This window comes from Mycolicibacterium peregrinum (assembly GCF_001665625.1).
Taxonomy (GTDB): domain Bacteria; phylum Actinomycetota; class Actinomycetes; order Mycobacteriales; family Mycobacteriaceae; genus Mycobacterium; species Mycobacterium peregrinum_B.
In genome coordinates this window covers 49498-75581 of sequence record NZ_LZSY01000067.1, presented here as the reverse complement: position 1 = coordinate 75581, position 26084 = coordinate 49498, and the positions used below count along the sequence as shown (strand labels likewise).

The following is a 26084-nucleotide window of genomic DNA, read 5'->3' as shown; positions in this document are numbered from 1 at the left end:
GACACCTGTCTAAGCTGGCGAGATGCTTGATTGGTCTGACGTTGACATTGCTGTCCGGGACGCAGTACGCGAGTTCGTGGACAAGGAGATCCGGCCCCACCTCGACGAGCTGGAAAGCGGCGACATGGAGCCGTACCCGATCGTGCGAAAGCTTTTCGCCACATTCGGTATTGATGCTCTCTCCAAGGAATCGCTGGACAAGCGGCTGGAGAAGCTGCGCAGCGGTGACAGCAAGCCGTCTGGTGCCCGCGGTGGAATGTTCGGCGGCAGCGGTTCGCCGGGCATGGGGTTCGTCCTGATCAGCGAACTGTGCCGGGTGTCGATGGGCCTGGTCACGGGCCTCGGGGTCAGCTTGGGCCTGACGGTGTCGACGATCCAGAGTCGCGGCACCCTGGCCCAGCAGGAACGCTGGCTGCCCGGCCTGGTGACCTACGAGAAGATCGGCGCATGGGCGATCACCGAGCCCGATTCGGGTTCGGATGCCTTCGGCGGCATGAAGTCCTATGTCACCCGTGACGGCGACGACTACATCCTCAACGGCCAGAAGACGTTCATCACCAATGGCCCGGACGCCGATGTGGTGGTGGTCTACGCCAAGCTCGACGAGGGTGATGGTGCGGACAAGCGCAACCGCAAGGTGCTGACCTTCGTCCTCGACCGTGGCATGGAAGGCTTTGTGCAGTCGAAGCCGTTCCGCAAGATGGGTATTCACTCATCGCGTACCGGCGAGCTGTTCTTCAACAACGTCCGGCTGGGACGCGACCGGCTGCTCGGCGAGACCGAAGGGTCCGACGAAGGCGCCGACGAGGGTAGGGCCAGCGCCCGGTCGAACTTCTCGGCCGAACGCATCGGGGTGGCCGCGATGGCGCTGGGCGTGATCGAGGAATGCCTGCGGTTGAGCGTCGACTACGCCAAGACCCGCACCCTGTGGGGCCAGGAGATCAGCCAGTTCCAGCTGATTCAGCTCAAGTTGGCCAACATGGAAGTGGCCCGGATGAACGTGCGCAACATGCTGTTCCGCGTCATCGAATCCGCCGAGAAGGGCGTCTCGATCTCCCTCGCCGAGGCTTCCGCAATCAAGTGGTACTGCTCTCAGGCCGCCACCGATGTCGCGATGGAGGCGGTGCAGCTGTTCGGCGGCAACGGCTACATGACCGAGTACCGGGTGGAGCAGTTGGCCCGCGACGCGAAGTCGCTGATGATCTACGCCGGCAGCAACGAGGTGCAGATCACCCATGTGGCACGGGGTCTGCTCAGTTAGCGTGCCCGATTATCCGACGACGGCGAGCGCGTCGATCTCCACCAGCATGACCTCGTGCGGGAGGTCGACGAATACCGTTGTCCGGCAGGGAAGCTGGTCGGATTTGACGTTCTCAGCGATGAACTCGCCGTACACCTCGTTCATGGCCGTGAAGTCCTCGCGCATGGTGAGGTAGACCCGGAACATCAGGACGTCGTCGACGCCGGCGCCACCGGCCGCCAGGATCGCCTTCACGTTTTCCAGTGTCCGGCGGGTCTGCGCTTTGACGTCGCCTTCGCCGATGTAGGTGTTGGTCGCAGGGTCCATCGGACCCTGCCCCGACACCTGCAGGAATCCGCCCTTTCGGACGCCCTGGCTGAAGGTGTGAGCGGGGGCCGGGGCGTCGTCGGTACGGATGACCCGCGAATCAGACACGGTGAATCTCCTCTGGTTTCGGTGCTATCGATGAATCAGGAGGGTGGACGGTAACCGCACTCGGCCGAGATGCGTCGGGTTGCCGCCTGCAGCGGAGGCAGGAGTTCAAGGACGCGCTCAAAGGGCAGCACCACATCGGGCACCGACACCGAAACCGCAGCGACCACACGCCCATTCGCACCGCGGATCGGTGCTCCCACGCAGTTGATCGACGGCTCGTTCTCTTCACGGTCCTGCGCCCAGCCCTGCGCGCGCACGGTCTCGATTTCCCGCAGATATGCATCCGGGGAGGTGATGGTGTTGGCGGCGCGCTGGGTGAAGTCCATCGTGGCGACGATCGGCCGCAGTTCGGCATCGGACAGGTCAGCGAGAATCACCTTGGCCACGGCGGTGGAATTCAGGTTGGCGGTCAAGCCGATTCGCGAGTACATGCGGATCTGATCGTGCGATTCGAGCTTGTCGATATACACGATGTCGCCGCCTTCCATCGCGGCGAGGTGAGTGGTGCGGCCGTACTCGCGATTGAACTCGACGAGGTACCGCGAAGCGATCTGGCGGATCTCCCGCTGGTCGGTGCCGTGGGCAGCCAGTTCGAATATCCGTGATCCGAGGTGATACCGGTTGTTGTTGTCGCGGTAGGTGAACCGCTCCTCGGACAGGGTGCGCAGCAGCCTCATCACGGTGGTCTTGTGCACATCGGTGGCGGCCGCCAGCTCGTCCAGGCCGGCCGGACCTTTGCCGAGCTGAATCAACAACTGCAGTGCGCGCGCGACGCTCTGACTCACCGCCTGCTCCCGCACACTGTGAACCCGACCTCGCTCACCCTCGTGGCAGCCCACTCGCCGTCGGTGCAGATGAGCAGATGCTCGATCAGCTCGTCGGGCGGGGGTGGCGCGGAGTCCGCCGCGACAGTCAGGGTGACGGCAGCTCCGATGTGACCGCGCCGCAAGCATGATTCGGGGTCTTCATCGAGGACGACGCCGCTGAGGAATCCGGCGGCGAATGCGTCCCCTGCACCCACCGGTTCCACCACGTCGACGCGTAGTGCAGGGACGACGAACTCCTCGCCGGAGCGGTCGACAGCCAGCGCCTGATCCGCTCCGTCCTTGATGACCAGCGTCGCGGGCTCCGGCAAGATGCGGCGCAATGCAATTGGGTCGTCGGTCCCCATGACGCGGAGCGCCTCGTCGGCGCCCACCAACACCACGTCGGCCAGGTTGGCCAGCGCAATCACCTCGGCGGTGTCGCCGTTCGGCCACAGCTGTTCACGCCAGTTCACATCAAAACTCACCGGCCCGTCGATGCCTGGTCGGTCGGTGAGCAACCGGCGCATCATGGCCCGACAGGTCGGCGACAGGGCAGGCGTGATGCCGCTGCAGTGCACCACCGATGCATGCGCGAACGCGGTCACAACCGCCGGCGCATCGAGGAATTCGGGTGACATCGCCGACGCCGCCGACCCCGTCCGGCTGTACCGGCTGACGCTGCGCGGCTCCCCGTTGGTATCCGGCGTGGCCACCTTCGAGTAGTACCCGGTGGGCAGCTCGGGATCGATCTCGACCGCGGAGATGTCGACGCCGCGCGCGGTCAACTCGGATGTGATCAATGCACCGTAGGCGTCGTCACCGAGCCGGCCGATGAACGACGCGGGGATGCCCCAGGCGACGAGGCCGGCCGCCACGTTGGCTTCCGCACCGGCCAGGTGCAGTTCAGCTTGAGTACCGGCCAGGTGCAGTTCGGCTTGAGCACCGGCCAGGTGCAGTTCGGCTTGAACACCGGCCAGCACCAGCGGTTCACCGAGGCAGGCGACGCCGCCGGCAGTAGGTGCGGGCAATTCGGGCACTGCGGTCCTTGGGGTCAGACGATTGACGCGGTGTCGCCACTCATGTTAGACAGATCACATACGAAATTGCAACTCTGATTGCATTATATGCAACAGAGCAGCTCACGCCGATTGCCACCGCAATCGCCACCAAGGAAATCACCACGGAGGACAAGGATCGGCATGACGACGCGAGGTGAGCCACTGCTGGACAGTCGAGCATTGGGCGACCTCCGCTCCGAACGGCTGTCCGTATTGGACAAGGCCCTCCCCGCCGCGGCCGATGGGCTCACCACCGAGGAGTTCCTCGCCACTCGCCCCCGCCTCTCGGAATTCACCACACCGGTGATGACACTGGACAATTCGGCGATCGAGGACAACGTGGCCGCCATGTCCGCCTGGTGCAGTGCGCACGGGGTCGAACTGGCACCCCATGGCAAGACCACCATGTCGCCGGTGTTGTGGGACCGCCAGATACGCAGCGGCGCATGGGGTATCACCCTTGCCACGCCCAGCCAGGTGCGGGTCGCGGTGAGTTTCGGGGTGCGCCGGATCCAGCTCGCCAATGCCCTTGTCGACCCGGCCGCGCTGCGCTGGCTCGCCGGGGAGATGTCTGCCCATTCCGACCTTGAGGTGATCACCTGGGCGGACTCGTCCGCCACCGTCGATGCGATGAACGCGGCCCTCGCCGAAACCGAGGTGGCGCGGCCGATTCCGGTGCTCGTCGAACTCGGGGCGGCCGGCGGGCGCACCGGCGCGCGTTCGGTGGACGAGGCCGCGGCGGTGGCCGAGCACATCGCGGCGAGCGCCGTGCTGCGCGTCGCCGGGGTGTCCGGCTACGAGGGATCGCTGGCGCACGACGCGTCGGACACGTCACTGGCGCGGGTCCGGCATTACCTGGAGGACATGGCCCGGCTGCATCGGCGCATCGACGCCGCAGGCCTCTACCCCGCCGGGTCCGACCGATACGTGACCGCCGGCGGCAGTGCCTATTTCGATGCCGTGGCGGATGTGCTGGCCCCACTGGCCGGCGGTCACACACATGTCGTGGTCCGCGCGGGGGCCTACATCATCCACGACGACGGTTTCTACACCGGGATCACGCCGTTCCGCCGCAGTGACGAGCCGTACCGGCTGCGCTCGGCGATGCACACCTGGGCCCGGGTGGTGTCGCGCCCGGAACCGGGGCTGGCCCTGCTGGACGCAGGCAAGCGCGACGTCCCGTTCGACGAGGGTCTCCCAACGCCGCAACTGATCGCTTCGCAACTCGGCGCACCCGCCCGTCGCCTCACGGGAGCCGAGATCGTGGCCCTCAACGACCAGCACGCGTTCCTGACCATCCAGCCCGGCTCGGACATTCGCGTGGGTGACGTTGTACGACTGGGGCTTTCCCACCCGTGCACGGCCTTCGACAAGTGGCGATGGATCCCGGTCGTGGCCCCCGACGAGACGGATCCCGTCGTCATCGACCTCATCCGCACCTACTTCTGACCCGGATACGCGATGCCCGCCCTGATCCGCTCAGCCACTGTCGTCGACGGCGCGACAGCCGGACGGTCGCTGCGACGCGGCGTGAGTGGAGGTGTGCAATGACAGAACTCGACGTCCTCCGGGCGGATCGTGTGCTCAGCGTCGTCCGGGCCGAGACGATTCCGGACGCGGCCGATCTGTGCCACGCGCTCGCGGCGGGTGGTATCCGCACGGTCGAGCTGACATTCACCACCCCCGGCATTCTCGAGCACCTGCGCTCGTGCGCCGAATCGGTGGCCAGGGCTGGGATCACGCTCGGCGTCGGCACCGTGATGACTGCCGGCCAAGCCCGCGACGCCATCGACGCGGGTGCGCGCTTCCTGGTCACCCCCGGCCTTCGACCCGAGGTCGCCGAGGTCGCGACGGCCGGCTCGATACCGGTGTTCCTGGGTGCACTCACCCCGACCGAGGTGGCACAGGCGGTCGATCTCGGATCCGCTGCGGTGAAGATCTTCCCAGCCGGCAGCATGGGTCCGAAATACCTGTCCGATCTGCACGGGCCATACCCGGACGTCGAGCTGCTGCCGTCCGGCGGAATCAACGACGGAAACGCCCGGGCCTACCTCGATGCGGGCGCGCTCGCCGTGTGCGCAGGTACCGGCGTCGTTTCACCGGCGCATGTCGCGACCGCGAACTGGGATGAAATCACCAACCGGGCAAAGAGTTTCGTCGCCGCCATTTCCCGCTGAGCCTGATCCAACCATCACTGGTCCACGCCGCGAGGGTCAGGAAATCATGTGCCGGCCGGGGTGTGCCTGTTGCCAGCCTGCCATCGCGGCGTCCCAGTCGGGCCCGTCGAGCGCGGTGAGCGCGGCCGGAAACAACCCGTCCTCTTCTTTTGCGATGTGGACGTAGAGCTCTTCGATCTCCTTGCGGACCCGTTTCTGATCATCAGGGTCAGACAGGTCGACCACCTCGAGAAACGCGGCCAGCTCACGATGTTCGGCCACCAGCGGGTCGATGTGCTCGGCGTAGAGCTCGTCAGTGTGCATCACCGCGAACAGCCCGTCCTCCTCACCCTGCCAGTGGGAGCGCAACTCCTCGAACATCTCCCCCAGCCGCCGGCGGGCCACGTCCAGCTCACCGCGGTCCAGGGCGCGCACCGCTTCACGGCCATGGTCGACCGCCCGCTCGTGCTCGGCGATGTAATCCCGCAGCAGTGGCATGTCCCGGCATCCGCAGTATTGGCACACGACGCACCTCCCCACAGCATCGTGTCACATCACCCGAGTGGCCACTTGTGATACTCGAATCGCGAAAAACCGTAGGATAAGTGGCCATTCGGCGCACTATCTGCGGTGGGCGCGGGCGCTCTGATACAGGCAGATCGATGCCGCCGAGGCGATGTTGAGACTTTCGGAGTGTCCGGGCATCGGAATGTGCACCCGGTGATCGGCCGCCACCGCCAGTTCGGTTGGCAGGCCGTGGGCTTCGGGCCCGAACAGCCAGGCTGTGGGCCCGGCCAGGTCCACCTCATCGAGGCTGACCTCGCCGTCGATCGTGGTGGCGAGCACTTGCATTCCGGCGGCCTGCAGCTGCGCAACGGTTGCCGCCTCATCGGGCTCGCCGATCACCGGCAGAGAGAAGATGCTGCCGGCCGACGCCCGCAGACACTTGCTGTTGTAGGGGTCGACGCTGTTGCCGGCCAGCACCACCGCGTCGGCACCCATCGCGTCGGCGGCCCGGATCAACGTGCCCGCGTTTCCCGGCTCCGAGATCTGCACGGGTACCGCGATCAGTCGGGGCTCATCGGCCAGGACGTCGTCGAGCGATACTTCCGGCAGCCGGCACACCGCCACCAGGCCGACCGGTGTCACGGTGTCCGACAAGGCTTTCGCCGCACGCTCGGTGACCAGCTGCACCGGCACGGCGGCCAGCAGATCGCCGAAACGGTCCATGGCGGCCTCGGTCGCGAACACCTCGGAAACAAGTCCGCGCCGCAACGCGGCCTCGACGAGGTTGGGTCCCTCGGCAAGGAAGCGTGCGGCGCGGCGGCGCCCGACGTGGCGCTGCAGTTTGACCGCAGCAGCCACCCGGGCAGAACGCTCGGTGAGCGTCAGGCGGCCTCTCCGGAGGGCGCATTGACATCTTCGGGAAGAGCGGCCTTGGCGACCTCGACCAGAGCGGTGAACGCAGCGGCGTCGCTGACGGCGATCTCGGCCAGGTTCTTGCGGTCCACCTCGACGCCGGCGGCCTTGAGGCCCTGGATCAGGCGGTTGTAGGTGATGTCGTTGGCGCGGGCCGCAGCGTTGATACGCGAGATCCACAGCTTGCGGAACTCACCCTTGCGGGCGCGACGGTCGCGGTAGGCGTAGGTCAGCGAATGCAGCTGCTGTTCCTTGGCCTTGCGGTACAGACGGGACCGCTGGCCCCGGTAGCCCTTCGAGGCCTTGAGTACGGTACGCCGCTTCTTCTGGGCGTTGAGTGCGCGCTTCACGCGTGCCATGGGATGTTCCTATTCTCGTTCGGTACGGGGAGCGGCAGGTCTAGCCGTTGAGCAACTTGTTGACACGCTTGGTGTCGTTGGCTGCAACCACGGTGCGGCCGTCAAGCCGGCGGGTGCGCTTGGTGGCCTTGTGCTCCAGCAGGTGGCGGCGGCCGGCCTTCTGGCGCACGATCTTGCCGGTCCCGGTCTTGCGGAAGCGCTTCGATGCTCCGCTGTGGGTCTTCGCCTTGGGCATGAATCCTCAGTTCTGTGTTGAAACTAGTTCTGCGTAACGTCTGGTTCTTCTGATGCGGCCTGCTGCCCGCCTGGGCGCTCGGCCTGCTCCGCCGCCTTGGCGCGAGTCTTCGCGCCGCGGTGCGGTGCCAGCACCATCGTCATGTTGCGGCCGTCCTGCTTGGCTGAGGTCTCGACGAAGCCGTACTCGGCCACGTCTGCGCCCAACCGCTGCAACAACCGGTACCCGAGTTCGGGCCGGGACTGCTCGCGTCCGCGGAACATGATGGTCACCTTGACCTTGGATCCGGCTTCGAGGAAGCGGACCACGTGGCCCTTCTTCGTCTCGTAGTCGTGATCGTCGATCTTGGGACGCAGCTTCTGTTCCTTGACGACGGTCTGCTGCTGGTTCTTGCGAGACTCGCGCTCCTTGAGTGCCGTCTCGTACTTGAACTTGCCGTAATCCATGATCTTGCAGACCGGGGGTTTTGCGGCTGGTGCAACTTCGACGAGGTCGAGATCGGCATCCGCGGCGACGCGGAGAGCATCTTCGATGCGGACAATGCCTACCTGCTCGCCGTTCGGTCCGATCAGGCGGACTTCAGGTACGCGGATGCGCTCGTTGATGCGGGTCTCAGTGCTGATGGGGCCTCCTATGTTGGGTCTGCTGAGGAGACCCACCCATCCGCATCTCTGCCCCGAAGAACAGAAAAGCCCTGCTCAAAGCAGGGCCCAATGCCGACCGATCACGGCTTGCGCCGCCTGCAGCTCCAAAGCCGGAGCACAGAACCGGTGTCCGAGAACACCGGCGACCGGACCGTTATACCTTGTGGCCAACGGTGGGAGTGGGACTCCACTTGCTGTCCCTGACATGAGCCGGGACGGTCGCGCATGACAGTCTAGCAGGCATGACGGATCCGACCGAAACGCCCGACGAGGCGACGCCGCAGGACTCAGGCAATCTGGACGGCCCAGCCGTTCGCGAACTCGCCGACATCCCCGCGGTGGAAGTCATCACCCGGGCGGCCCTCATGTTGATGAGCGCCGCGGCCGAGAAGATCGGACTCTCGGCCGAGGATCCCGACGATAGCCCGCACCGTGATCTTGATGAAGCCCGCCGGATCATCACCGCACTGGCCGGACTCGTGACGGCATCGGCCGAATACCTGGGACCGCACGCAGGCCCGGTGCGCGACGGCCTCAAGAGCCTGCAGCTGGCGTTCCGCGAAGCCAGTGCGCATCCCGACGAGCCCGGCAAAGGCCCAGGCGAGCAGTACACCGGCCCAGTCTGGTAATCACCTGCGCGGTGTCTGTGCGCGTGGTGGACCCAATTGACGGTTTGACCGCCTATTCTCCGGGCGTATGACCGTTATCAGCCGCGGCAGCCGCACCGGGGTCCAGCCCGCGTCGAGGTTCTCCTGGGTTCCCGCAGCAGCCGGCTGGATCGTCGGGGTGATCGCCACTCTTTCGCTGATCGCCAGTGTGTCTCCTGCGGTGCGTTGGTTGATCCAGGTGCCGCGAGAGTTCGTCAACGACTACATCTTCAACTTCCCCGACACCAGCTTCGCGTGGGCGTTCGTACTGGCGCTGCTGGCGGCCGCGCTGGCCGCCCGCAAGCGGATCGCCTGGTGGATTCTCGTGCTCTACATGGTGGGCGCGATCGGCTGGAACCTCGGCGATCTCGCCACCGGCGGCGACCCCGTCGCCGACGACGTCGGCGAGGTCATCGGCGTGGTGTTCCACGTGGTGGCCATCGTCGCGCTGGTGTTGGCGCGTAATCAGTTCTGGGCCAAGGTGCGCCGCGGCGCCCTGCTCAAATCCGCCGTGGTCCTGGTCGCGGGCATGGCTATCGGCATCTTGGCCGCCTGGGCACTACTGGAGCTGTTCCCCGGCACCCTGCCCCCGGAATGGCGATTGCTGTACGCGGTCAACCGGGTGAGCGGTTTCGCGACCGTCCCGACCGAGGTTTTCGAGGGCTATTCGCACACGTTCCTCAACGCGATCTTCGGGTTGTTCGGCGCGATGGCGTTGATGGCCGCCGCGATCGTGCTGTTCCAGTCACAGCGCGCCTCCAATGCGTTGACGGGTGAGGACGAATCGGCGATCCGCGGCCTGTTGGAGGTCTACGGCAAGAACGATTCGCTGGGATACTTCGCCACTCGCCGCGACAAGTCGGTGGTGTTCGCGCCCAACGGCCGGGCCGCCATCGCCTACCGCGTCGAGGTGGGCGTGTGCCTGGCCGGCGGCGATCCGGTCGGTGATCCCAAATCGTGGCCACAGGCGATCGCGGCCTGGCTGCAGTTGTGCCAGACCTACGGCTGGGCCCCGGGCGTGATGGGCGCCAGTTCGGCGGCGGCCGAGGCGTTTCGGGCAGCCGGCCTGAACGCGCTGCAGCTCGGCGATGAAGCCATTCTGCATCCGGACAACTTCCGGCTGTCCGGGCCCGACATGCGTGCGGTGCGCCAGGCCGTCACCCGGGCCCGGCGCGCCGGCACCACGGTGCGCATGCGGCGCCACCGTGAGCTGGACCGGGCCGAGATGGACGAGGTGATCCGCCGCGCCGACGCGTGGCGAGACACCGAGACCGAACGCGGCTTCTCGATGGCGCTGGGCCGGCTCGGCGACCCGGCCGACGGTGACTGCCTGCTCGTCGAGGCGGTCCAGCAGCGCGACGGCAACCCCGAGCCGGAGGTGGTCGCGCTGCTGTCATTGGTGCCGTGGGGCACCAACGGCGTCTCGCTCGACGTGATGCGCCGCTCCCCGCAATCCCCCAACGGCACCATCGAGCTGATGGTCAGCGAACTGTGCATGCAGTCCGAAAGCATTGGGGTCAGCCGGATCTCACTGAACTTCGCAATGTTCCGGTCGGCGTTCCAGCAGGGCGCACAGCTGGGCGCCGGTCCGGTGGCCCGGCTGTGGCGGGCCCTGCTGGTGTTCTTCTCCCGGTGGTGGCAACTGGAGACGCTGTACCGCTCCAACATGAAGTACCAGCCCGAGTGGGTGCCCCGGTACGCCTGCTACGAGGACGCACGGCTGATCCCCCGGGTCGGGGTGGCCTCGGTGATCGCCGAGGGATTTTTGGTGTTGCCGTTCTCCCGACGCAACAAGCAGCACACCGGCGAGCACGTCGCGGCCCCGGCGGATCTGGTGGGTTCGGGCCGGTTGCATCACGACGGCAGCGCACCTGACATGTCCGGGCTGCCGATCGACCCGGCCGACGGCGACGAGCAGCAGCGGCTTCCCGAGCAGGTGCGGGTCAGGATGGCGAAGTTGCGGCAGTTGCAGGCCGCCGGCGTGGACGCCTATCCGGTGGGCCAGGCCCCCAGCCACACCATTGCCGCCGCACTGGAATCGGTCGACGGGAACACGCTCACCGTCGCCGGCCGGATCCTGCGGATCCGGGATTACGGCGGTGTGCTGTTCGCCCAGTTGCGCGACTGGTCCGGCGAAGTCCAGTTGCTGCTCGACAACGCCCGCCTGACCGAGGCCACGACCGCAGACTTCACCGCAACCATCGATCTGGGCGATCTGATCGAGGTGAGCGGTTCGATGGGCCACAGCCGCAACGGCACCCCCTCACTGCTCGTCGACAGCTGGCGTTTGACCGGCAAATGTCTCCGCCCGCTGCCGGACAAGTGGAAGGGCCTGACCGACCAAGAGGCTCGCGTGCGGGCGCGCTACGTGGACCTGGCCGTCAACACCGAGGCGCGGGACTTGATCCGGGCCCGCAGCGGCGCTCTGCATGCCATCCGGGAAACGTTGTACGCCAAGGGTTTCCTCGAAGTCGAAACCCCGATCCTGCAACAGATCCACGGCGGAGCGAACGCCCGGCCGTTCCTGACCCACATCAACGCCTACGACCTGGACCTGTATCTGCGGATCGCACCCGAGCTCTACCTCAAGCGGCTGTGCGTCGGCGGCGTCGAGCGGGTCTTCGAACTGGGCCGCGCATTCCGCAACGAAGGCGTGGACTTCAGCCACAACCCGGAGTTCACCCTGCTGGAGGCCTACCAGGCGCATGCCGACTACAACGTGTGGATCGACGGCTGCCGTGAGCTGATCCAAAATGCCGCTCAGGCCGCCAACGGGGCCCAGGTCTTCCAGCGGCCGCGCGCCGACGGAGTCCTCGAGCCGGTCGACATCTCGGGTCGGTGGGCGGTAAAGACCGTGCACGACGCGGTGTCGGAAGCCCTCGGCGAGCACGTCACCGTCGAGACCGACCTGGCCACCCTGCGCAGGCTCTGCGATGCGGCGCACATCCCCTATCTGACCCACTGGGACGCCGGCGCGGTGGTGTTGGAGATGTACGAGCACCTCGTCGAGGACCGCACGGAAGAGCCGACGTTCTACAAGGACTTCCCCACCTCGGTGTCGCCGTTGACCCGGCCGCACCGCAGCATCCCCGGGGTTGCCGAACGCTGGGATCTGGTGGCCTGGGGCGTCGAACTGGGTACCGCCTACAGTGAGCTCACCGACCCCGTCGAACAGCGCCGCCGACTGCAGGAGCAATCGTTGCTGGCCGCGGGCGGTGACCCCGAGGCGATGGAGCTCGACGAGGACTTCCTGCAGGCCATGGAGTACGCGATGCCGCCGACCGGTGGTCTCGGTATGGGTGTGGACCGCGTGGTCATGTTGATAACTGGACGTAGCATCCGCGAAACGCTGCCGTTTCCCCTGGCCAAACCTCGTTAGCAGGCTCCTCACAGCCGATCCCAAGATTGGGCGGCGACGATATTGCTGTGACCTTCACTCACCACCTGTCCTTGATGCACGGCTGGGTTCCGACCAGCATCCAAGTCATCACCGCCGTGGTGTTGATCGCCGCAATCGGCTGGCGTACCCGTCGCTGGGCACTCATCTGGCTGCCGTTCGCCGCCGCGGTCGGCGGCGTCCTGGTCGCGGGCACCAACTGGTACATCGAGTCCGAGGGGTTGGCTGGGAATCCGGCGCCGCGGTCGCTGTGGGTGTGGATCGCGCTGACCGGCGTGGCGGTCGTGGTTCTGGCTGCCGGCTGGCGCGGCAGCCAGTGGTGGCGGCGCGGTTCCGCCGTCATGGCAATCCCGCTGACGCTGCTGTGCACCGCGCTGGCGCTGAACCTGTGGGTCGGCTACTTCCCGTGGGTGCAGACCGCGTGGAACCAGCTGACCGCCGGCCCACTACCCGACCAGACCGATCAGGTCACGGTGACCGCCATGCAACGCCAGGGCACCATCCCCGCCAAGGGCAGCGTGGTCCCCGTCGAAATCCCCAACACGGCCTCGGGTTTCCGGCATCGCGGCGAGTACGTGTACCTGCCGCCGGCGTGGTTCGCCGCCAATCCCGCGCCGAAGTTGCCTACCGTGATGATGATCGGCGGTGAGTTCAACACCCCGGCCGACTGGATGCGGGCGGGCAATGTGATCAAGTCGATGGACGATTTCGCCGCCGCCCACCACGGTTACGCGCCCGTGCTCGCGTTCGTCGACCCGGGCGGCACCTTCAACAACGACACCGAATGCGTCAACGGCAAGCGCGGAAACTCCGCCGACCATCTCACCAAAGACGTTGTCCCATATATGAACAGCCATTACGGCGTCAATCCGGCGGCCGCCGGATGGGGCATCGTCGGTTGGTCGATGGGCGGCACCTGCGCCGTGGACCTGGCGGTCATGCACCCCGAGCTGTTCAGCGCGTTCGTCGACATCGCCGGTGACCTGGGCCCGAACTCGGGAACCAAGGCGCAGACCATCGACCGGTTGTTCGGCGGCAGCACCGCCGCATGGGACGCATTCGACCCGAGCACCGTGATCAACCGGCACGGGCCGTACGACCAGATGGCCGGCTGGTTCGACGTCAACGACACGTCCACGCCGGGCAAGCCCGCAGCCCGCGCCAACGACCAGGCCAAGGCCGCCAACGCCCTGTGTGCGCTCGGGTCGAAACACGGCATCGAGTGCGCGGTGGTGACGCATCAGGGCACCCATGACTGGCCGTTCGCCAGCCACGCGTTCACCGCTGCCCTCCCCTGGCTGGCCGGCGCGATCGGCACCCCGCAGGCGCCCGCAGTCGGACTGCCGCAGTCGTCACCCTCGGCGGCGTTCATCCAGACGGCCGCCAAATAGCGGTCAGTAGTCGGATTCGGCCGCGCGGAGCTCGGCGAGGAAGGCATCTGTACCGGGAACGGCCAGCCGGGCCCGCGCGACTGCCCGCACCCGGTCGCGGTCGGAGACCGACTCGCCGGCGCCGGCGGCCCCGACCCGCACCGAGGTGTGGGGCCAGTCCAGGTTCCAGGCCTGGGTTTCGGTGAGCGGCTGTCCCTCCGGATCGTGCAACTCCAGTACCGCACGACCCGTGGCATCGAGGAAACCGGAAGCGGCGCAACCGTTACCGCGTATCTCCACCTCGATACCCAGCGGCGAATCGAGCCCCGAAAGTGCCACCTGCACCTCTGCGGCAACGCCCGCGCCGGCCGCCGTCACCGACCATTCGACGGTGCCCTCGGCGGCGTCGAACACACCGGGCGGCACCGACGACCACGCGACGGTGCCGGTGCCGCGGGCGATCAGTCCTGCCGCAATCGCACCCTCGCCGGCGCCCGCCGCCAGGGCGTAGTCGTCGCGCCGGGGTGCGGCACCGACGGGGTCCGGCCAGTCGAGCCCGATCTCACCGGCCAGCTCCCGGCATTCCTCGACCAGCGCCGCAATCCTCGGATCACCCTGGCCGGCAAAAGAACTCAACACGCCGAGATGTGGCGCCAGCAGGCCTGCAACGTCGGAGTCGAGGGTGTCGTCGGTGAAGAAATCCTCGGCGCGCACCGTCAGCAGTGCCAGCTCCGCATCGAGCACCGGTCGTTCCAGTGCCGCGATACCGTCCCGGTCACTCGCCGGCCACCACCGCCGCAACCAGTGCCCGATTGCCAAGCGCCGCAAGGGGTCCGTCGTACCGGGCAGCATCTCGACCCCGGCCAGGTCGACCGGCTCTCCGGTCTCCCGGTGGCGCAACGCGTCCAGGAGCGCGACGTGGCCGGACTCGCCGACCACCCGCCACAGCCAGTCCGCGCGCTCGGGGTCGGTGAAGGTGATGGAAGGCGGTTCGCCGACACCCTCATCCACAACCCAGGACAGGACGGCGCCGCTGACCTCGAGAACCGCGACCACAGGCACGGCGCCGGTGCGCGGACCGGTACTCCACAACCCGCCGACAGCAGCCAATCTCACTCTGCCACCTGCACTTCCAGCATCGCCTTGATCCGCTGGCGGTGGTCGAGGCTGACCGATCTGGCCACACCTTCCAGCAGGGACCGCAGGTCGTCGACATCCGCGCAGGACTCCTGCCAGACATCTCGGCCGTGCAACCGCGCCCACAGCCGGCTCAGATAGGGACGGCAGAAGGCGGCAAGATCATCGATGACCTGCCGCTGACGCGGGTGCACCGCGGCACCGTCCGCCAGATAGCGGCGGGCGTGCAGCACGTAGGCCTCCTTGGCCAGCCGGGCCTGGATGCGTGCCGACAGCTGGTAGCGGCCCGCGGCCGACGCGTCGAGCGGATGCAGGTCGGTGGCCACCTCGATGCCCGCGAGCAACCCGGCCTGTTTGTCCTCGGCCAGCAGCCCCCACGGGGCGCAGGCCCGGTCCACCTCCTCGGCGCACAGCAACGGGATGTCGGGTAGTTCGTCGCGGTCGAGTGCCCGGCGCAATGTCGCGCGCACCCGGTCCACCACGGTGCGGTCTAGTGGACGGTCCCCCTCCGCAGGACCATCGATCGTCGGGTGCTGTTGCGGCAGCGTTGAACTCAGCCCGATATCGACGATCGACCACGGCAGCCCGGCGTCCGCGTGGCGAGTCCCGGCACCAAGGTTGTACGGCGTGACGTCGGCCACCAGCGCCGACCACACCCGCCGGCGGGCCGCCTCGGCACGGTGGCTGTCGGCCGGGCCGAGCACGGTCACCAGACCGGCGAAGAACGGACCGGTGATCGCGTCGGATGCCACGACGTCTTGCCAGCTGCGGTCGAGTTGGCGACGCAACCGGTCGATGACGTGCGGATCGGCCACGTGCTGATTGAGGGCCTCGGTGGCGGTGCGGTCACGGCCCTGGTGGAGATCGGCCAGCACCTCTGCGGCCACGACCGCGCGATCCGAGGACGGGACACCTCGGGTCACCGCAAGTTCGAAACACACCGGGAAATAGAGCTCCTGGGCGTTGCCGGTGGTGATGCGCAGGCGCCGGCGCTGCTGTTTGAGCTCGGTGAACCAGGCTGCGGCGGCCCGCAGCTGCGGGCCGTTGCGGATCATCTGCGCGTGCAGTTCGGCCGCCACCTCGGGAGCCAGCACCGGCGCCGAGTAGTGGGTGTTGCTGCGCAGCCTGAGCACCAGCGGGTCGATGATCCGTTTGACCGTGCGGCGCAGCGGCCCGCCGTCGTCGCCGCTGAACACCTCGACCCCGGGGCCCAGAGCGCGCCAGGCGCGATCGATCACCGCACGGCGTGGTTGGGCAGCATCCACCCCCGAAACGGGGCCGGCCTGCGCCCCAGACGTTTCGGACCCGATGCTCACCGGCACCAGGATAGAGGCCGAAGTTGGGTTCGGTAGCGCCCGCTCGGCCGGACCCTTGGGGACATGACCGACACCGTGCTGCTCGCCGTCCTGTGCCTGTTCTGCGCCGGCGCCGCGCTGAGCGCCACCCGCCGGGTGCGGGGTGTCCGCCGCAACGACGAGGCCGACGAGCGTCTGGTCACCCTCGGCGAGCTGGTGGCCGAGTTCGACCACATGCTGATCCGCAAAGGACTCATCACCCGGGCGCAGCTCGAGTTGATCCGTACCGGCACCCGGTCACGCGGGATCATCACCGGAATGCGGGCCACCGGGACCATCCGCGAGGACTACCGCGAGGTCGAACTCGACCTGATGGTCAGCCGGCGCGACGGCGGCCAGTTCCCGGTGCATCAACGCGCGCTGATCCCCGCGTCGGCGCTGGCGAAGGTGTCACCGGGCAACGTGATCGATGCGTACTACCGGCCGGGCGATGAGAACACGGTGGCCGTCTGCGTCACCCCGTCCTGACTCAGCGGGCGCCGTCGACGGTGAAGGTGGCCAGTGCGGCCCAGTGCAAGGGGCTGGCGGTCCGGTCACCGTCACGCCACCGGCGCATCATCGCCCGCTGCCAGCGGTTCACCGCCAGACCCGCGTCGTTCTCGCGATGAGCCAGATCCACGCCGACGATGGTGTCGGTCATCGGATCGGCCTCGGGGCCTTCCGGACTGAACTGACGGAACCCGGCCGTGGTCGGCAGCGACCACAAGGTCGCCGTCACCAGTTGCGCACCACCCAGGATCATCGCGGCCACCAATCCGGCGGCCTCGTCGAACCGGTAGTCACCGCCGGATGCGCACGCCAGCAACGCCACTCGGGGTGGAATCGGCAGTTGTGTCGCAATCATCTCCCCCGCGGTCAGCGGCCGGGCCTCGGCCAGGTGCAGGGCTGCACGATCGGCGTGCCCGGCGGCACCGTCTGCAGCACTGGCATGCCCGACGTAGAGCAGCCGGCTCGGGTCCTGCGCACAGGCGTCGGCCAACCAGCCCCGGTCGGTGTCCGTGCGCCGGAACAGCTCGACGGCCGCGTCGACCTTCGGCAGGACCGTGTCGCGCACCAGTTCATCGAAATGCTGCGACAGTGGCGTCTGCGGCGATGGACGGCCCAGCACCGAGCCCAGCGCCGAATCCGGTCGCTGCCCGGGAATCCGGGGATCCAGTACCAGCACCGGCGGGTGGTCCTGGCGTTCGGGCCAGCCGGCGGGGCTACGCGGCGCATGAACGATGTTGGGCGGTACCGCCATCAGCACGTCCACCAACTCCATCAGCCGGAAGCCGTGGGGGCCCGGCATCGCCAGCTGGCCCCAGGGCACCCGACCCAACCGCGGACTCGGCGTCACGAACAGCACCGGACGGACGTCGGCGACGCGGTCGGCCAGCAGCTGCCAGGCGTCGATGCCGATCAGATTCGAGCCGAGCACGCGAGCCAGTTCGAATTCGGACTCCGGGGTCGCGAACGCGCCGGTGACCACGGCCCGTTCCACTGCCTCGGTGGGCGTTTCGGTACCGATCGGATCCGGCAGCGCCGGGTTGAACAACGCCTCCACCGCCTCCATGTGCGGTTCCTCGATCACCCAGGTAACCGAACGTTGCGGCTCTCCCACCACGCGCAGGCTGACATAGGTCGCGATGCCGACGTCGGCGAAACGCATCACCAGCGTGTCGTTCATGGCCAGGTCGTCCAATCCGCGCCAGGGGCGGTGACGTCCCGCCCATACCGCTGCAGCGCCAGCTCCCGGTAGTGGCTCAGGATCGGGCCAGAACTCGGGTCGATCCGCAATGGCGGCAACGGTCCGAGCCGCGTCAACGAGCCTTCGGCGTCGACCGGTGCAGCCGCGGCCGCGACGGCGAGTTGCGGGGCGAGTTCGGCCTCGACCGGAACGACGGCCGTGGCCGTCTCCGCCCATTCGGCGGACTGCTCTGCATCGACCGCTTTGTCGGCGGTGAAAGTTCCTCGTGCACTGTGGTATTCGATCAGCTCACAAGTGAGCTCGGTATTGTCCGATTCCCAGGCCACCGCGAATGCCCCCGCCAGCAAGGGCGCCGAGACACTGCCGGCCCACCGGGCCCTGGCCCCGGCGTCGGTGATCGTGTAACGCACCGAATCAACCGCGAGGGCGGCAGGCACCTTCAGGTCGGCGGCCCGGCCCAGCTTGACCATCCCCCGGCGGTACTTGCGGCTGCCCGGGCGGCAGTTGAACGTGCCGGTCCCCGCGGCGTGCCGAGCCTCCACCTGTTCCCAGCTCTGCCCCGGTTTACCCAAACCGTCGAAGCCCATCTCCGCCAGCGCGTCGGCCCGCCAGATGTTGCCCAGGTGCGCATCCAGCCGCGCGTACTGCAACCAGCTGCGCCGCGGCGATGCGTCGAGCAGCGCCCTGGCCTCCTCCACCATCGCGATCGCCTCGTCGAAGGCGCCGCGGAACAAGGCGATCCAACTGCGCTGCAGCAGAATTCGGTGAATATGTAAGGGCCGCTCGATCTCGCGCCAATGCCGCTCGGCATGGTCCCAACATTCGTCGGCCTCCCGCAACCTGCCCAGGCCCACCCGGATCAGACCGAAGTACAACCAGCTCCGGGACACATCATGGGCGCGGGCATGCTCGGCGATCACCGGGTAGGCCTCAGTCACCAGGTCTTGGGTCTCGGCGTACCGACCGGCTGTCCAGGCGGCAGCCCCCCGCTCGAGCTGGGCGCGGGCGGTGGCGAGTCTCCAGCCCCGGGCCTGCGCACGGGCACCGGCCCGGCGCAACCATGGCTCGGCCTCGTCCAGACGACCGGACTCGATGCAGAACCGACCGTAGCCGAGCGCTCCGGTGACGAACAGATGATCAGCCTCGGCATCCTCACCTCGAGGCGCTTCGCCGTCCTCCAGGACCTCGAGCACCTCGGCCCACACCGGGACCGATGCGGCATACAGATCGTCGTCGCACAGGCTGCTCGCGATCAGAATTCTGGTGTGGCAGATCAGGTTACGATGCTCACGCCGTAAATCGTCAAAGTCTCCGGCGGTTTCGATCAGGGTCTCCAGATGCGCTGCGGCACCGTCATGATCGCCGCGGGCCGCAGCCAGCCCGGCTTCGAGGAACTCCAGCCGGCGGGAGTAGCGGCAGGTCATGTGATCGATCTCGGCATCGGACATGGTGGTCTGTGCGGCAAGATCGGGCCGCTGCCCCGAGCGGATCGCAGCGTAGATCGCCAGGGTGTCGCGGATCCGGGAAATGCTCTCCACCACACCGTCATACGCGGTTCGTACCAGGAAGATCTCACCGAGCTGGGCGAACACCTCGAAGGCATAGTCGTCGCGGTCGGCCTGCTCGATCCGGGGTAGCAACGACAGCAGGAGATCGTGGGCAGCACCCTCGTCGGCGGCCAGCGCCAGGTGACGTGCGCGGTCGAGATCGCCGACGATGGCCACCTCTGCACCATATAAAAGGTGCGGGCGTGCCCGGCGGACCACCTGCCGGGCACGCCCGCCATGACGGGAGATCAGCTGCAGGACACCGTGATGGTGAACGGCTTGTTGATCATCCCGGCCATCGGGTTCTTCATGTCGGCGCCCGACGCCTCGCCGGTGATGGTGTAAGTGTCCCCGTCGACCTTGACCTCGGCGGAACCGACCTTGACACCCATCGCCTCACTGACCGCCAGTGCGCTTCCGTCGAAAACCAGGCCGAGGGACTCGACCTTCGGGGTGGCCTCGTCGGTCATCACCACACCCAGGCCCTGCTGGCCGCCGATCGCGGCGCTGGCCACGTTGATCTTGCCGCCCTGCTTCACACAGCTGACAGAGTTCAGGTCGAGGCCCGCCAGGTCCGACCCGTCGACCTTGACCTGGGTGTTGTCCCCGGTGCTGACCTTGGCCTCACCGGCCGGCTGGTCCGCCGATGCGGCGGGCTTGTCGGCGGGCTTGTCGTCCGAGCAGCCCACCAGCACCGCACCGGTCGCGAGCAGTCCCATGGCGCCTGCGATAACTCGATTCATGCTCATTCCGTCTTCCCCTTCGTCTCACGTTGCCCCGATGGCTCCGTCCTGCGCTCAAGTGAAGGCGGGCCCAAGTGCTACCGATCCCAAGAAATGTCGGTTGCCGCAGGTAACGTGGATTTCGTGACGAAGGACCCAGAGCACCCGGATCAGCCCGAAGAAACCGAGGAGCCCGCTGCGGTGGAGGGTGAGATCGTTCCTGCTGCTACGGCCACGGGTCCGGCCGCACCCGTCGAGGTGCCCGACACCGGCTACACCGCCGCCGGGGTGCCGACGTTCGACGCGGTCCGGGAGAAGATCGAGACCCGGTACGGCACCGCGATCGGGTCGGCGGAGCTGGCGGCCGAGACTCCGGAGGGCCGCTCCATCGAGGAGCAGTACGAGAAGCGCCAGCAGGCGGCGGCCGAGCGCTTGCAGCAGATCCGTGAGTCTATGCACAAGGACGACACCTGATCCGTGCGCACGTTCACTGTTGCCGAGCGGCGGGCGCGGCTGGCCCGGCGCCATTTCCTGAGCCAACCGGCGTCCTCCGTCGACGACGCCGCACGCGCTTTCGTCGGCCTCCACGCGACTGATCCCTCGACCCCTTACCTGTCCCTGTTTGCGCGGCTGCCCGGCTTCACTGTCGACGATCTCGACAGCGAGCTGTACCGGCAGCGCACGCTGCTCAAACACCTCGCGATGCGCCGCACGCTGTGGATCGTGCGCACCGAGGACCTGCCGCTGGTGCAGGCAGGGGCCAGTGACCGAGTCGCGGGCAATGAACAGCGCAAGCTCGTCGGCGACGTGGAGAAAGCCGGGGTGGCCGCCGACGGCACCCGGTGGCTGCACACCGCGTGCCAGGCAGTCCTGGCCCATCTGGGTGAGCACGGGCCGACCCCCGCATCCCAACTTCGCATCGCACTACCCGAACTGGCCGGCAGTTTCGACCCCGCACCGGGAAAGCGCTGGGGCGGTGAGACTCCGCTTTCCCCAAGGGTTCTGACGGTGCTCGGGGTGCGCGGCGAGATCGTCCGCGGCCCCAACGACAGCGGCTGGACCAACTCGCGGCCGCGGTGGGCGGTCACCTCCGACTGGCTCGGGACAACGGTGGCGACAGCCGACCCCGACCATGCCCGCGCCGAGCTGGTGCGCACCTGGTTGCGCACGTTCGGCCCCGCCACGGTCACCGACATCAAGTGGTGGTTCGGCAACACCCTGACCTGGGCCCGCCACGCCCTGCGCGATATCGGCGCGGTCGAGGTCGATCTGGAGGGCACCGCGGGCTACGTGCTGCCCGACGACCTCGATGTCGAACCCGAGGCTCAGCCCTGGGCCGCTCTGCTCCCGGGCCTGGACGTCACCACGATGGGGTGGTTCGACCGCGACTGGTACCTCGGCGATCATCGTCCAGAGGTGTTCGACACCAACGGCAACGGCGGGCCCACGGCCTGGTGGAACGGCCGGATCGTGGGCGGCTGGGGCCAGGACTCCGACGGCCGCGTCCATCTGCACCTGCTGGAGGCGATCGGCCGCGACGGCACCCGCGCGCTGCAACAACGCGCCGATGCGCTCACGGACTGGCTGGCCGGGGCACGTGCCAATCCCCGGTTCCCCTCCCCGTTGTCCAAGCGCTCATGACGCGGTTCGCCGGTTGGGTGTTGTTGGTGCTGACCGGGTGCGCGGTCCTCGGCCTGCTCTACGGCATGAGCTTTCCGGGTGAACCGTCCGATGCGTTCTATATCGGCGCCTTGGCGCTGGTCCCGTTGTTCATCATCTGGTGCGGCGTGGGCATCGCGCTGCGAGGACGGGCCGGCCGGCGGGACCGGGCCGTGATGCTGGCGAGCCCGGCGCTGGTGATCGTCGGCATCGGGCTGGCGTGCACAAACGTTCCGCTGCAACTGCATTGGCGGGTCGCGCAGTCAGCGTTCGAGGCGGACCTGACGGCATTTGAGAGCGATGAGACCTTCGGACACCAGCCCCACCGCATCGCCGGATACACCGTCGAGGACATCTCGCGCCGGACGGACAACTTCATCGACTTCTCGCGCCGCGACGACATGAACGGCTCGGACGGGTTCACCTACAGCGTCGACGGCAGCGCGCCTCAGACCGTGCACCACGTGGCGAGCGACTATGTCATGGCGTCGGTGAAACGCCTTGGCCCGCACTGGTTCGCGGTCCAGAGCTACCACACCATGAACTGACCGTCAGGCGCTGACCTTGCGGCGCTTGGGTTTCGGTGCGGGCGCGTCGACCAGCTCGGCGAGGAACTGACCGGTGTAGCTGTCGGGGTTGGCCGCCACGCCCTCGGGCGTGCCCTGCGCGACGACGGTGCCGCCCCCGGCCCCGCCCTCGGGCCCCATGTCGACGATCCAGTCCGAAGTCTTGATCACGTCGAGGTTGTGCTCGATGACGATCACCGTGTTGCCCTTGTCGACAAGGCCGTTGATCACCTTGAGCAGCTTGCGAATGTCCTCGAAGTGCAGGCCGGTGGTGGGCTCGTCGAGGATGTAGACGGTGCGCCCGGTGGACCGCTTCTGCAATTCGGCCGCGAGCTTGACGCGTTGCGCCTCGCCGCCGGACAGTGTCGGCGCCGGCTGCCCCAACCGCACATAACCCAGACCCACGTCGACGAGGGTCTTGAGATAGCGGTGGATCGAGCTGATCGGCTCGAAGAACTCGGCGGCCTCCTCGATCGACAGATCCAGCACCTCGGCGATGGTCTTGCCCTTGTAGTGCACCTCGAGGGTTTCCCGGTTGTACCGGGCGCCCTGGCACACCTCGCACGGCACATAGACGTCGGGCAGGAAGTTCATCTCGATCTTGATGGTGCCGTCACCCGAGCAGGCCTCACACCGGCCGCCCTTGACGTTGAACGAGAACCGGCCCGGCTGGTAACCGCGGACCTTCGCCTCGGTGGTGGCCGCGAACAGGGACCGGATCTTGTCGAACACCCCGGTGTAGGTGGCCGGGTTGGACCGCGGCGTGCGACCGATCGGTGACTGGTCGACCCGCACCAGCTTGTCGAGCTGATCGAGCCCGTTCACCCGGGTGTGCCGCCCGGGCACCTGCCGGGCGCCGTTGAGCTTGTTGGCCATCACCGAGGCCAGGATGTCGTTGACCAGGGTCGACTTGCCCGAACCCGACACCCCGGTGACCGAGGTGAGCACGCCGAGCGGGAACGCGACGTCGATCTCCTTGAGGTTGTTCTCCCGCGCCCCGACGACCGTGACCTGTCGACGTTTGTCGGTGGGCCGCCGAATGGCGGGGACCTCGATGCTCTCCTTGCCGGAAAGGTAAGCGCCCGTGATGGATTCGGGGTTGGTCAGCAGATCCTGATACGTGCCGCTGTGCACGATCCGGCCGCCGTGTTCACCGGCCGCCGGGCCGATGTCGACGACCCAGTCGGCATGGGCGATGGTGTCCAGATCGTGTTCGACGACGATCAGCGTGTTGCCCAGGTCGCGCAACCGCACGAGGGTGTCGATCAGCCTGCGGTTGTCCCGCTGGTGCAGGCCGATGGACGGCTCGTCGAGCACGTAGAGAACGCCGACCAGCCCGGAGCCGATCTGGGTGGCCAACCGGATGCGCTGCGCCTCACCGCCGGACAGCGTCGCGGCGGCCCGCGACAGCGACAGGTAGTCCAGCCCGACGTCGAGCAGGAACCCGAGCCGCGACTGGATCTCCTTGAGCACCTGCCCGGCGATGGCCTGCTCGCGATGCCCTAGCGTCAGATCGTTCAGGAAGTCAGCACAGTCTGCGATGGACAGCTCGGCCACTTCGGCAATGGACTTCGCGCCATGGTCGCCGGCAGTCATGGTCACCGCGAGAATCTCGGGCTTGAGCCGCGTGCCGTTGCACTCCGGGCACGGGATGTCACGCATGAAGCCCTCGTAGCGTTCCTTCATCTGCTCCGAGTCGGTCTGCTCCATGCGGCGCTGAAGGAAGGCCATCACGCCTTCGAAATCGGCGTAGTAGGACCGGGTGCGGCCGTAGCGGTTCTTGTATCGGACGTGGACCTGGTGATCCGAGCCCTCCAGAATCGCCTTGCGTGCCTTGGCGGGAAGCTTCTTCCACGGGGTGTCGATGTCGAAACCGAGTTGATCACCCAGCCCGGACAGCATCCGGGTGAAGTACTCGGCGCTCTGCCCGACCGCCCACGGCGCGATGGCGCCCCCGGCCAGGGTCAGCTCCGGGTCGGGCACCACCAGTTCGGGGTCGACCTCTTTGCGGATGCCCAGGCCCGTGCACTCCGGGCAGGCGCCATAGGGCGAGTTGAACGAGAAGGACCGGGGTTCAAGATCATCCACGGCCAGCGGGTGGCCGTTGGGGCAGGCCAGCTTCTCGGAGAAGCGCTGCTCCCGGTGCGGATGGTCATCCTCGCGGTCCACGAACTCCAGCACCACGATGCCGTCGGCCAGGTTCAGCGCCGTCTCCACCGAATCGGTGAGCCGCTGCTTGGAGCTGGCCTTCACCGTGAGCCGGTCGACGACCACCTCGATGTCGTGCTTTTCCTGCTTCTTGAGCTTCGGCGGGTCCGTCAGCGAATGCACCACACCGTCCACCCGCACGCGGCTGTAGCCCTGGGTGTTGAGCTTCTCGAACAGGTCGACGAACTCGCCCTTGCGGGTGCGGACCACGGGTGCCAGCACCTGGAAACGCAGGCCTTCATCCATGGCCAGGACCTGGTCCACGATCTGCTGCGGGGTCTGCCGGGCGATGCGCTCACCACACACCGGGCAGTGCGGGGTGCCCGCGCGGGCGTACAACAGACGCAGGTAGTCGTAGACCTCGGTGATGGTGCCCACCGTCGACCGGGGGTTGCGGTTGGTCGACTTCTGATCGATGGACACCGCAGGCGAGAGGCCCTCGATGAAATCGACATCGGGCTTGTCCATCTGACCGAGGAACTGCCGGGCGTAGGCCGACAGCGACTCGACATAGCGCCGCTGCCCCTCGGCGAAGATGGTGTCGAAGGCCAGCGAGGACTTGCCCGACCCGGACAGGCCGGTGAACACGATCAGCGCATCACGGGGTAGATCGAGGTCGACTCCCCGCAGATTGTGCTCGCGCGCACCCTTCACGATCAGGCGGTCAGCCACGCGTTTCCTTTCCCACGACAGACTTCACGCCCATGCTATGTGCGCCCACCGACAAGCCGGATACGGTGGCGCTATGACCAGCCCCCACATCGCGGTTGACGACACCTATACCGGCCACCAGGAGCCGCAGACCGCCGCCCGGCGCACCCTGCCGAACGCCTCGATCATCAAGGTGTCGGTCGGTCCCATGGACAACAACGCCTACCTGGTGACCTGCAATTCCACCGGAGAAACGCTGCTCATCGACGCCGCCAACGACGCCGAGGTGCTGCTGGACGTGATCAAGCAGCAGACGCCGAAGCTGTCGCTGATCGTCACCAGCCACCAGCACTTCGACCACTGGCAGGCGCTGGAGGCTGTGGCAGAGGTCACCGGGGCGCCGACGGCCGCACACTCCCTGGACGCCGAACCACTGCCGGTGACGCCCGACCGGATCCTGGCCGACGGCGACACCATCACGATCGGCGACCTGACGTTCGACGTGATCCATCTCCAGGGCCACACCGAGGGGTCGGTTGCCCTGGCATTGAAGTCACCGGACGGCGTGACCCACCTGTTCACCGGCGACTGCCTGTTCCCCGGCGGAGTCGGCAAGACCTGGCAGCCCGGTGACTTCGAGCGGTTACTGGGCGATGTGAGCACCAAGGTGTTCGACGTCTACGACGACCGCACAGTGGTGTACCCCGGGCACGGAGACGACACCACGCTCGGCGCCGAACGTCCCCATCTCGGGGAGTGGCGCGAGCGCGGTTGGTAAGTCGGGCA

At 67.4% G+C, this 26084-nt stretch carries 25 protein-coding genes; 11 read left to right on the top strand and 14 right to left on the bottom strand.

Annotated features, from left to right (window positions below; translation table 11 throughout):
* Window positions 1-22: 22 nt before the first annotated feature.
* Window positions 23-1261, top strand: a complete 1239-nt coding sequence (locus A5779_RS09160) for an acyl-CoA dehydrogenase family protein (protein ID WP_064881034.1) — start codon at window positions 23-25, stop codon at window positions 1259-1261.
* 9 nt (window positions 1262-1270) lie between these two features.
* On the opposite strand, the gene A5779_RS09155 is transcribed toward A5779_RS09160, so the two are convergent.
* Genes A5779_RS09155 through A5779_RS09145 form a run of 3 tightly spaced genes read right to left on the bottom strand, consistent with a single transcriptional unit; the run spans window position 1271 to window position 3518 of the window.
* The gene (locus A5779_RS09155; protein ID WP_064881032.1) at window positions 1271-1675 is read right to left on the bottom strand and encodes a RidA family protein; all 405 of its coding nucleotides are present in this window, start codon (window positions 1673-1675) and stop codon (window positions 1271-1273) included.
* A gap of 35 nt (window positions 1676-1710) precedes the next feature.
* The gene (locus A5779_RS09150; protein ID WP_064881105.1) at window positions 1711-2460 is read right to left on the bottom strand and encodes an IclR family transcriptional regulator; all 750 of its coding nucleotides are present in this window, start codon (window positions 2458-2460) and stop codon (window positions 1711-1713) included.
* A complete protein-coding gene (locus A5779_RS09145; protein WP_269085838.1) occupies window positions 2457-3518 on the bottom strand; it encodes a sugar kinase in 1062 nt (353 codons plus the stop codon). Before A5779_RS09145 ends, A5779_RS09150 begins: the two co-directional genes overlap by 4 nt.
* A gap of 162 nt (window positions 3519-3680) precedes the next feature.
* Between A5779_RS09145 and A5779_RS09140 the strand changes: the two genes are divergently transcribed.
* Entirely contained in the window at window positions 3681-4988 is a 1308-nt protein-coding gene (locus A5779_RS09140; RefSeq protein WP_064881030.1) for an amino acid deaminase, read from the top strand.
* Window positions 4989-5086: 98 nt separating this feature from the next.
* The gene (locus A5779_RS09135; protein ID WP_064881028.1) at window positions 5087-5716 is read left to right on the top strand and encodes a bifunctional 4-hydroxy-2-oxoglutarate aldolase/2-dehydro-3-deoxy-phosphogluconate aldolase; all 630 of its coding nucleotides are present in this window, start codon (window positions 5087-5089) and stop codon (window positions 5714-5716) included.
* Window positions 5717-5752: 36 nt separating this feature from the next.
* Here the strand turns inward: A5779_RS09135 and A5779_RS09130 are convergent, their stop codons facing one another.
* The 5 genes from A5779_RS09130 to infC all read right to left on the bottom strand — a co-directional run bounded on the left by A5779_RS09130 (window position 5753) and on the right by infC (window position 8367).
* Entirely contained in the window at window positions 5753-6193 is a 441-nt protein-coding gene (locus A5779_RS09130; RefSeq protein ID WP_064881026.1) for a hemerythrin domain-containing protein, read from the bottom strand.
* A gap of 123 nt (window positions 6194-6316) precedes the next feature.
* Window positions 6317-7060: a TrmH family RNA methyltransferase gene (locus tag A5779_RS09125; protein WP_064881024.1), complete on the bottom strand. Its 744-nt coding sequence runs from the start codon at window positions 7058-7060 to the stop codon at window positions 6317-6319.
* 23 nt (window positions 7061-7083) lie between these two features.
* Entirely contained in the window at window positions 7084-7473 is a 390-nt protein-coding gene (gene rplT / locus A5779_RS09120) for a 50S ribosomal protein L20 (RefSeq protein ID WP_003885175.1), read from the bottom strand.
* A 40-nt stretch (window positions 7474-7513) separates the two neighbouring features.
* Window positions 7514-7708 carry a 50S ribosomal protein L35 gene (gene rpmI / locus A5779_RS09115; RefSeq protein WP_036449598.1) on the bottom strand — a complete coding sequence of 65 codons (195 nt, stop codon included), beginning with the start codon at window positions 7706-7708 and terminating at the stop codon, window positions 7514-7516.
* 23 nt (window positions 7709-7731) lie between these two features.
* Window positions 7732-8367, bottom strand: coding sequence for a translation initiation factor IF-3 (infC, locus tag A5779_RS09110; RefSeq protein ID WP_055114751.1), 636 nt, complete (start codon window positions 8365-8367; stop codon window positions 7732-7734).
* Window positions 8368-8594: 227 nt separating this feature from the next.
* Here infC and A5779_RS09105 point away from each other — a divergent pair, with 227 nt between their 5' ends.
* The 3 genes from A5779_RS09105 to A5779_RS09095 all read left to right on the top strand — a co-directional run bounded on the left by A5779_RS09105 (window position 8595) and on the right by A5779_RS09095 (window position 13787).
* On the top strand, window positions 8595-8981 hold the full coding sequence (locus tag A5779_RS09105) for a DUF1844 domain-containing protein (protein ID WP_064881022.1): 387 nt from the start codon (window positions 8595-8597) through the stop codon (window positions 8979-8981).
* A gap of 67 nt (window positions 8982-9048) precedes the next feature.
* Window positions 9049-12378 (top strand): bifunctional lysylphosphatidylglycerol synthetase/lysine--tRNA ligase LysX, encoded by a 3330-nt coding sequence (gene lysX / locus A5779_RS09100; protein ID WP_064881020.1) that lies wholly within the window; start codon window positions 9049-9051, stop codon window positions 12376-12378.
* A 47-nt stretch (window positions 12379-12425) separates the two neighbouring features.
* The gene (locus A5779_RS09095) at window positions 12426-13787 is read left to right on the top strand and encodes an alpha/beta hydrolase (protein WP_082941610.1); all 1362 of its coding nucleotides are present in this window, start codon (window positions 12426-12428) and stop codon (window positions 13785-13787) included.
* Window positions 13788-13790: 3 nt separating this feature from the next.
* Here the strand turns inward: A5779_RS09095 and A5779_RS09090 are convergent, their stop codons facing one another.
* Window positions 13791-14882, bottom strand: coding sequence for a hypothetical protein (locus tag A5779_RS09090; RefSeq protein ID WP_064881018.1), 1092 nt, complete (start codon window positions 14880-14882; stop codon window positions 13791-13793).
* Complete coding sequence (locus A5779_RS09085) at window positions 14879-16219, bottom strand: hypothetical protein (protein WP_413784901.1); 1341 nt, start codon at window positions 16217-16219, stop codon at window positions 14879-14881. Before A5779_RS09085 ends, A5779_RS09090 begins: the two co-directional genes overlap by 4 nt.
* Before the next feature lie 63 nt (window positions 16220-16282).
* Here A5779_RS09085 and A5779_RS09080 point away from each other — a divergent pair, with 63 nt between their 5' ends.
* Window positions 16283-16726, top strand: a complete 444-nt coding sequence (locus A5779_RS09080; protein ID WP_064881014.1) for a hypothetical protein — start codon at window positions 16283-16285, stop codon at window positions 16724-16726.
* A gap of 1 nt (window position 16727) precedes the next feature.
* Here the strand turns inward: A5779_RS09080 and A5779_RS09075 are convergent, their stop codons facing one another.
* The 3 genes from A5779_RS09075 to A5779_RS09065 form a co-directional block, all read right to left on the bottom strand.
* A complete protein-coding gene (locus A5779_RS09075) occupies window positions 16728-17924 on the bottom strand; it encodes a CHAT domain-containing protein (RefSeq protein ID WP_064881012.1) in 1197 nt (398 codons plus the stop codon).
* Window positions 17921-19669 (bottom strand): hypothetical protein, encoded by a 1749-nt coding sequence (locus A5779_RS09070; RefSeq protein ID WP_064881010.1) that lies wholly within the window; start codon window positions 19667-19669, stop codon window positions 17921-17923. Before A5779_RS09070 ends, A5779_RS09075 begins: the two co-directional genes overlap by 4 nt.
* Before the next feature lie 71 nt (window positions 19670-19740).
* A complete protein-coding gene (locus A5779_RS09065; protein WP_064881099.1) occupies window positions 19741-20235 on the bottom strand; it encodes a lipoprotein LpqH in 495 nt (164 codons plus the stop codon).
* Between the two features lie 93 nt (window positions 20236-20328).
* Here A5779_RS09065 and A5779_RS09060 point away from each other — a divergent pair, with 93 nt between their 5' ends.
* Genes A5779_RS09060 through A5779_RS09050 form a run of 3 tightly spaced genes read left to right on the top strand, consistent with a single transcriptional unit; the run spans window position 20329 to window position 22421 of the window.
* Window positions 20329-20688, top strand: a complete 360-nt coding sequence (locus A5779_RS09060; protein ID WP_330220064.1) for a hypothetical protein — start codon at window positions 20329-20331, stop codon at window positions 20686-20688.
* Window positions 20689-20691: 3 nt separating this feature from the next.
* Window positions 20692-21855, top strand: coding sequence for a winged helix DNA-binding domain-containing protein (locus tag A5779_RS09055; RefSeq protein ID WP_064881008.1), 1164 nt, complete (start codon window positions 20692-20694; stop codon window positions 21853-21855).
* Entirely contained in the window at window positions 21852-22421 is a 570-nt protein-coding gene (locus tag A5779_RS09050) for a hypothetical protein (RefSeq protein WP_064881006.1), read from the top strand. The genes A5779_RS09055 and A5779_RS09050 overlap by 4 nt, the downstream gene beginning before the upstream one ends.
* Before the next feature lie 3 nt (window positions 22422-22424).
* Here A5779_RS09050 and uvrA read toward each other — a convergent pair whose 3' ends face one another.
* The gene (uvrA, locus tag A5779_RS09045; RefSeq protein WP_064881004.1) at window positions 22425-25319 is read right to left on the bottom strand and encodes an excinuclease ABC subunit UvrA; all 2895 of its coding nucleotides are present in this window, start codon (window positions 25317-25319) and stop codon (window positions 22425-22427) included.
* Between the two features lie 73 nt (window positions 25320-25392).
* Between uvrA and A5779_RS09040 the strand changes: the two genes are divergently transcribed.
* A complete protein-coding gene (locus tag A5779_RS09040) occupies window positions 25393-26076 on the top strand; it encodes an MBL fold metallo-hydrolase (protein ID WP_064881002.1) in 684 nt (227 codons plus the stop codon).
* Window positions 26077-26084 lie beyond the last annotated feature (8 nt).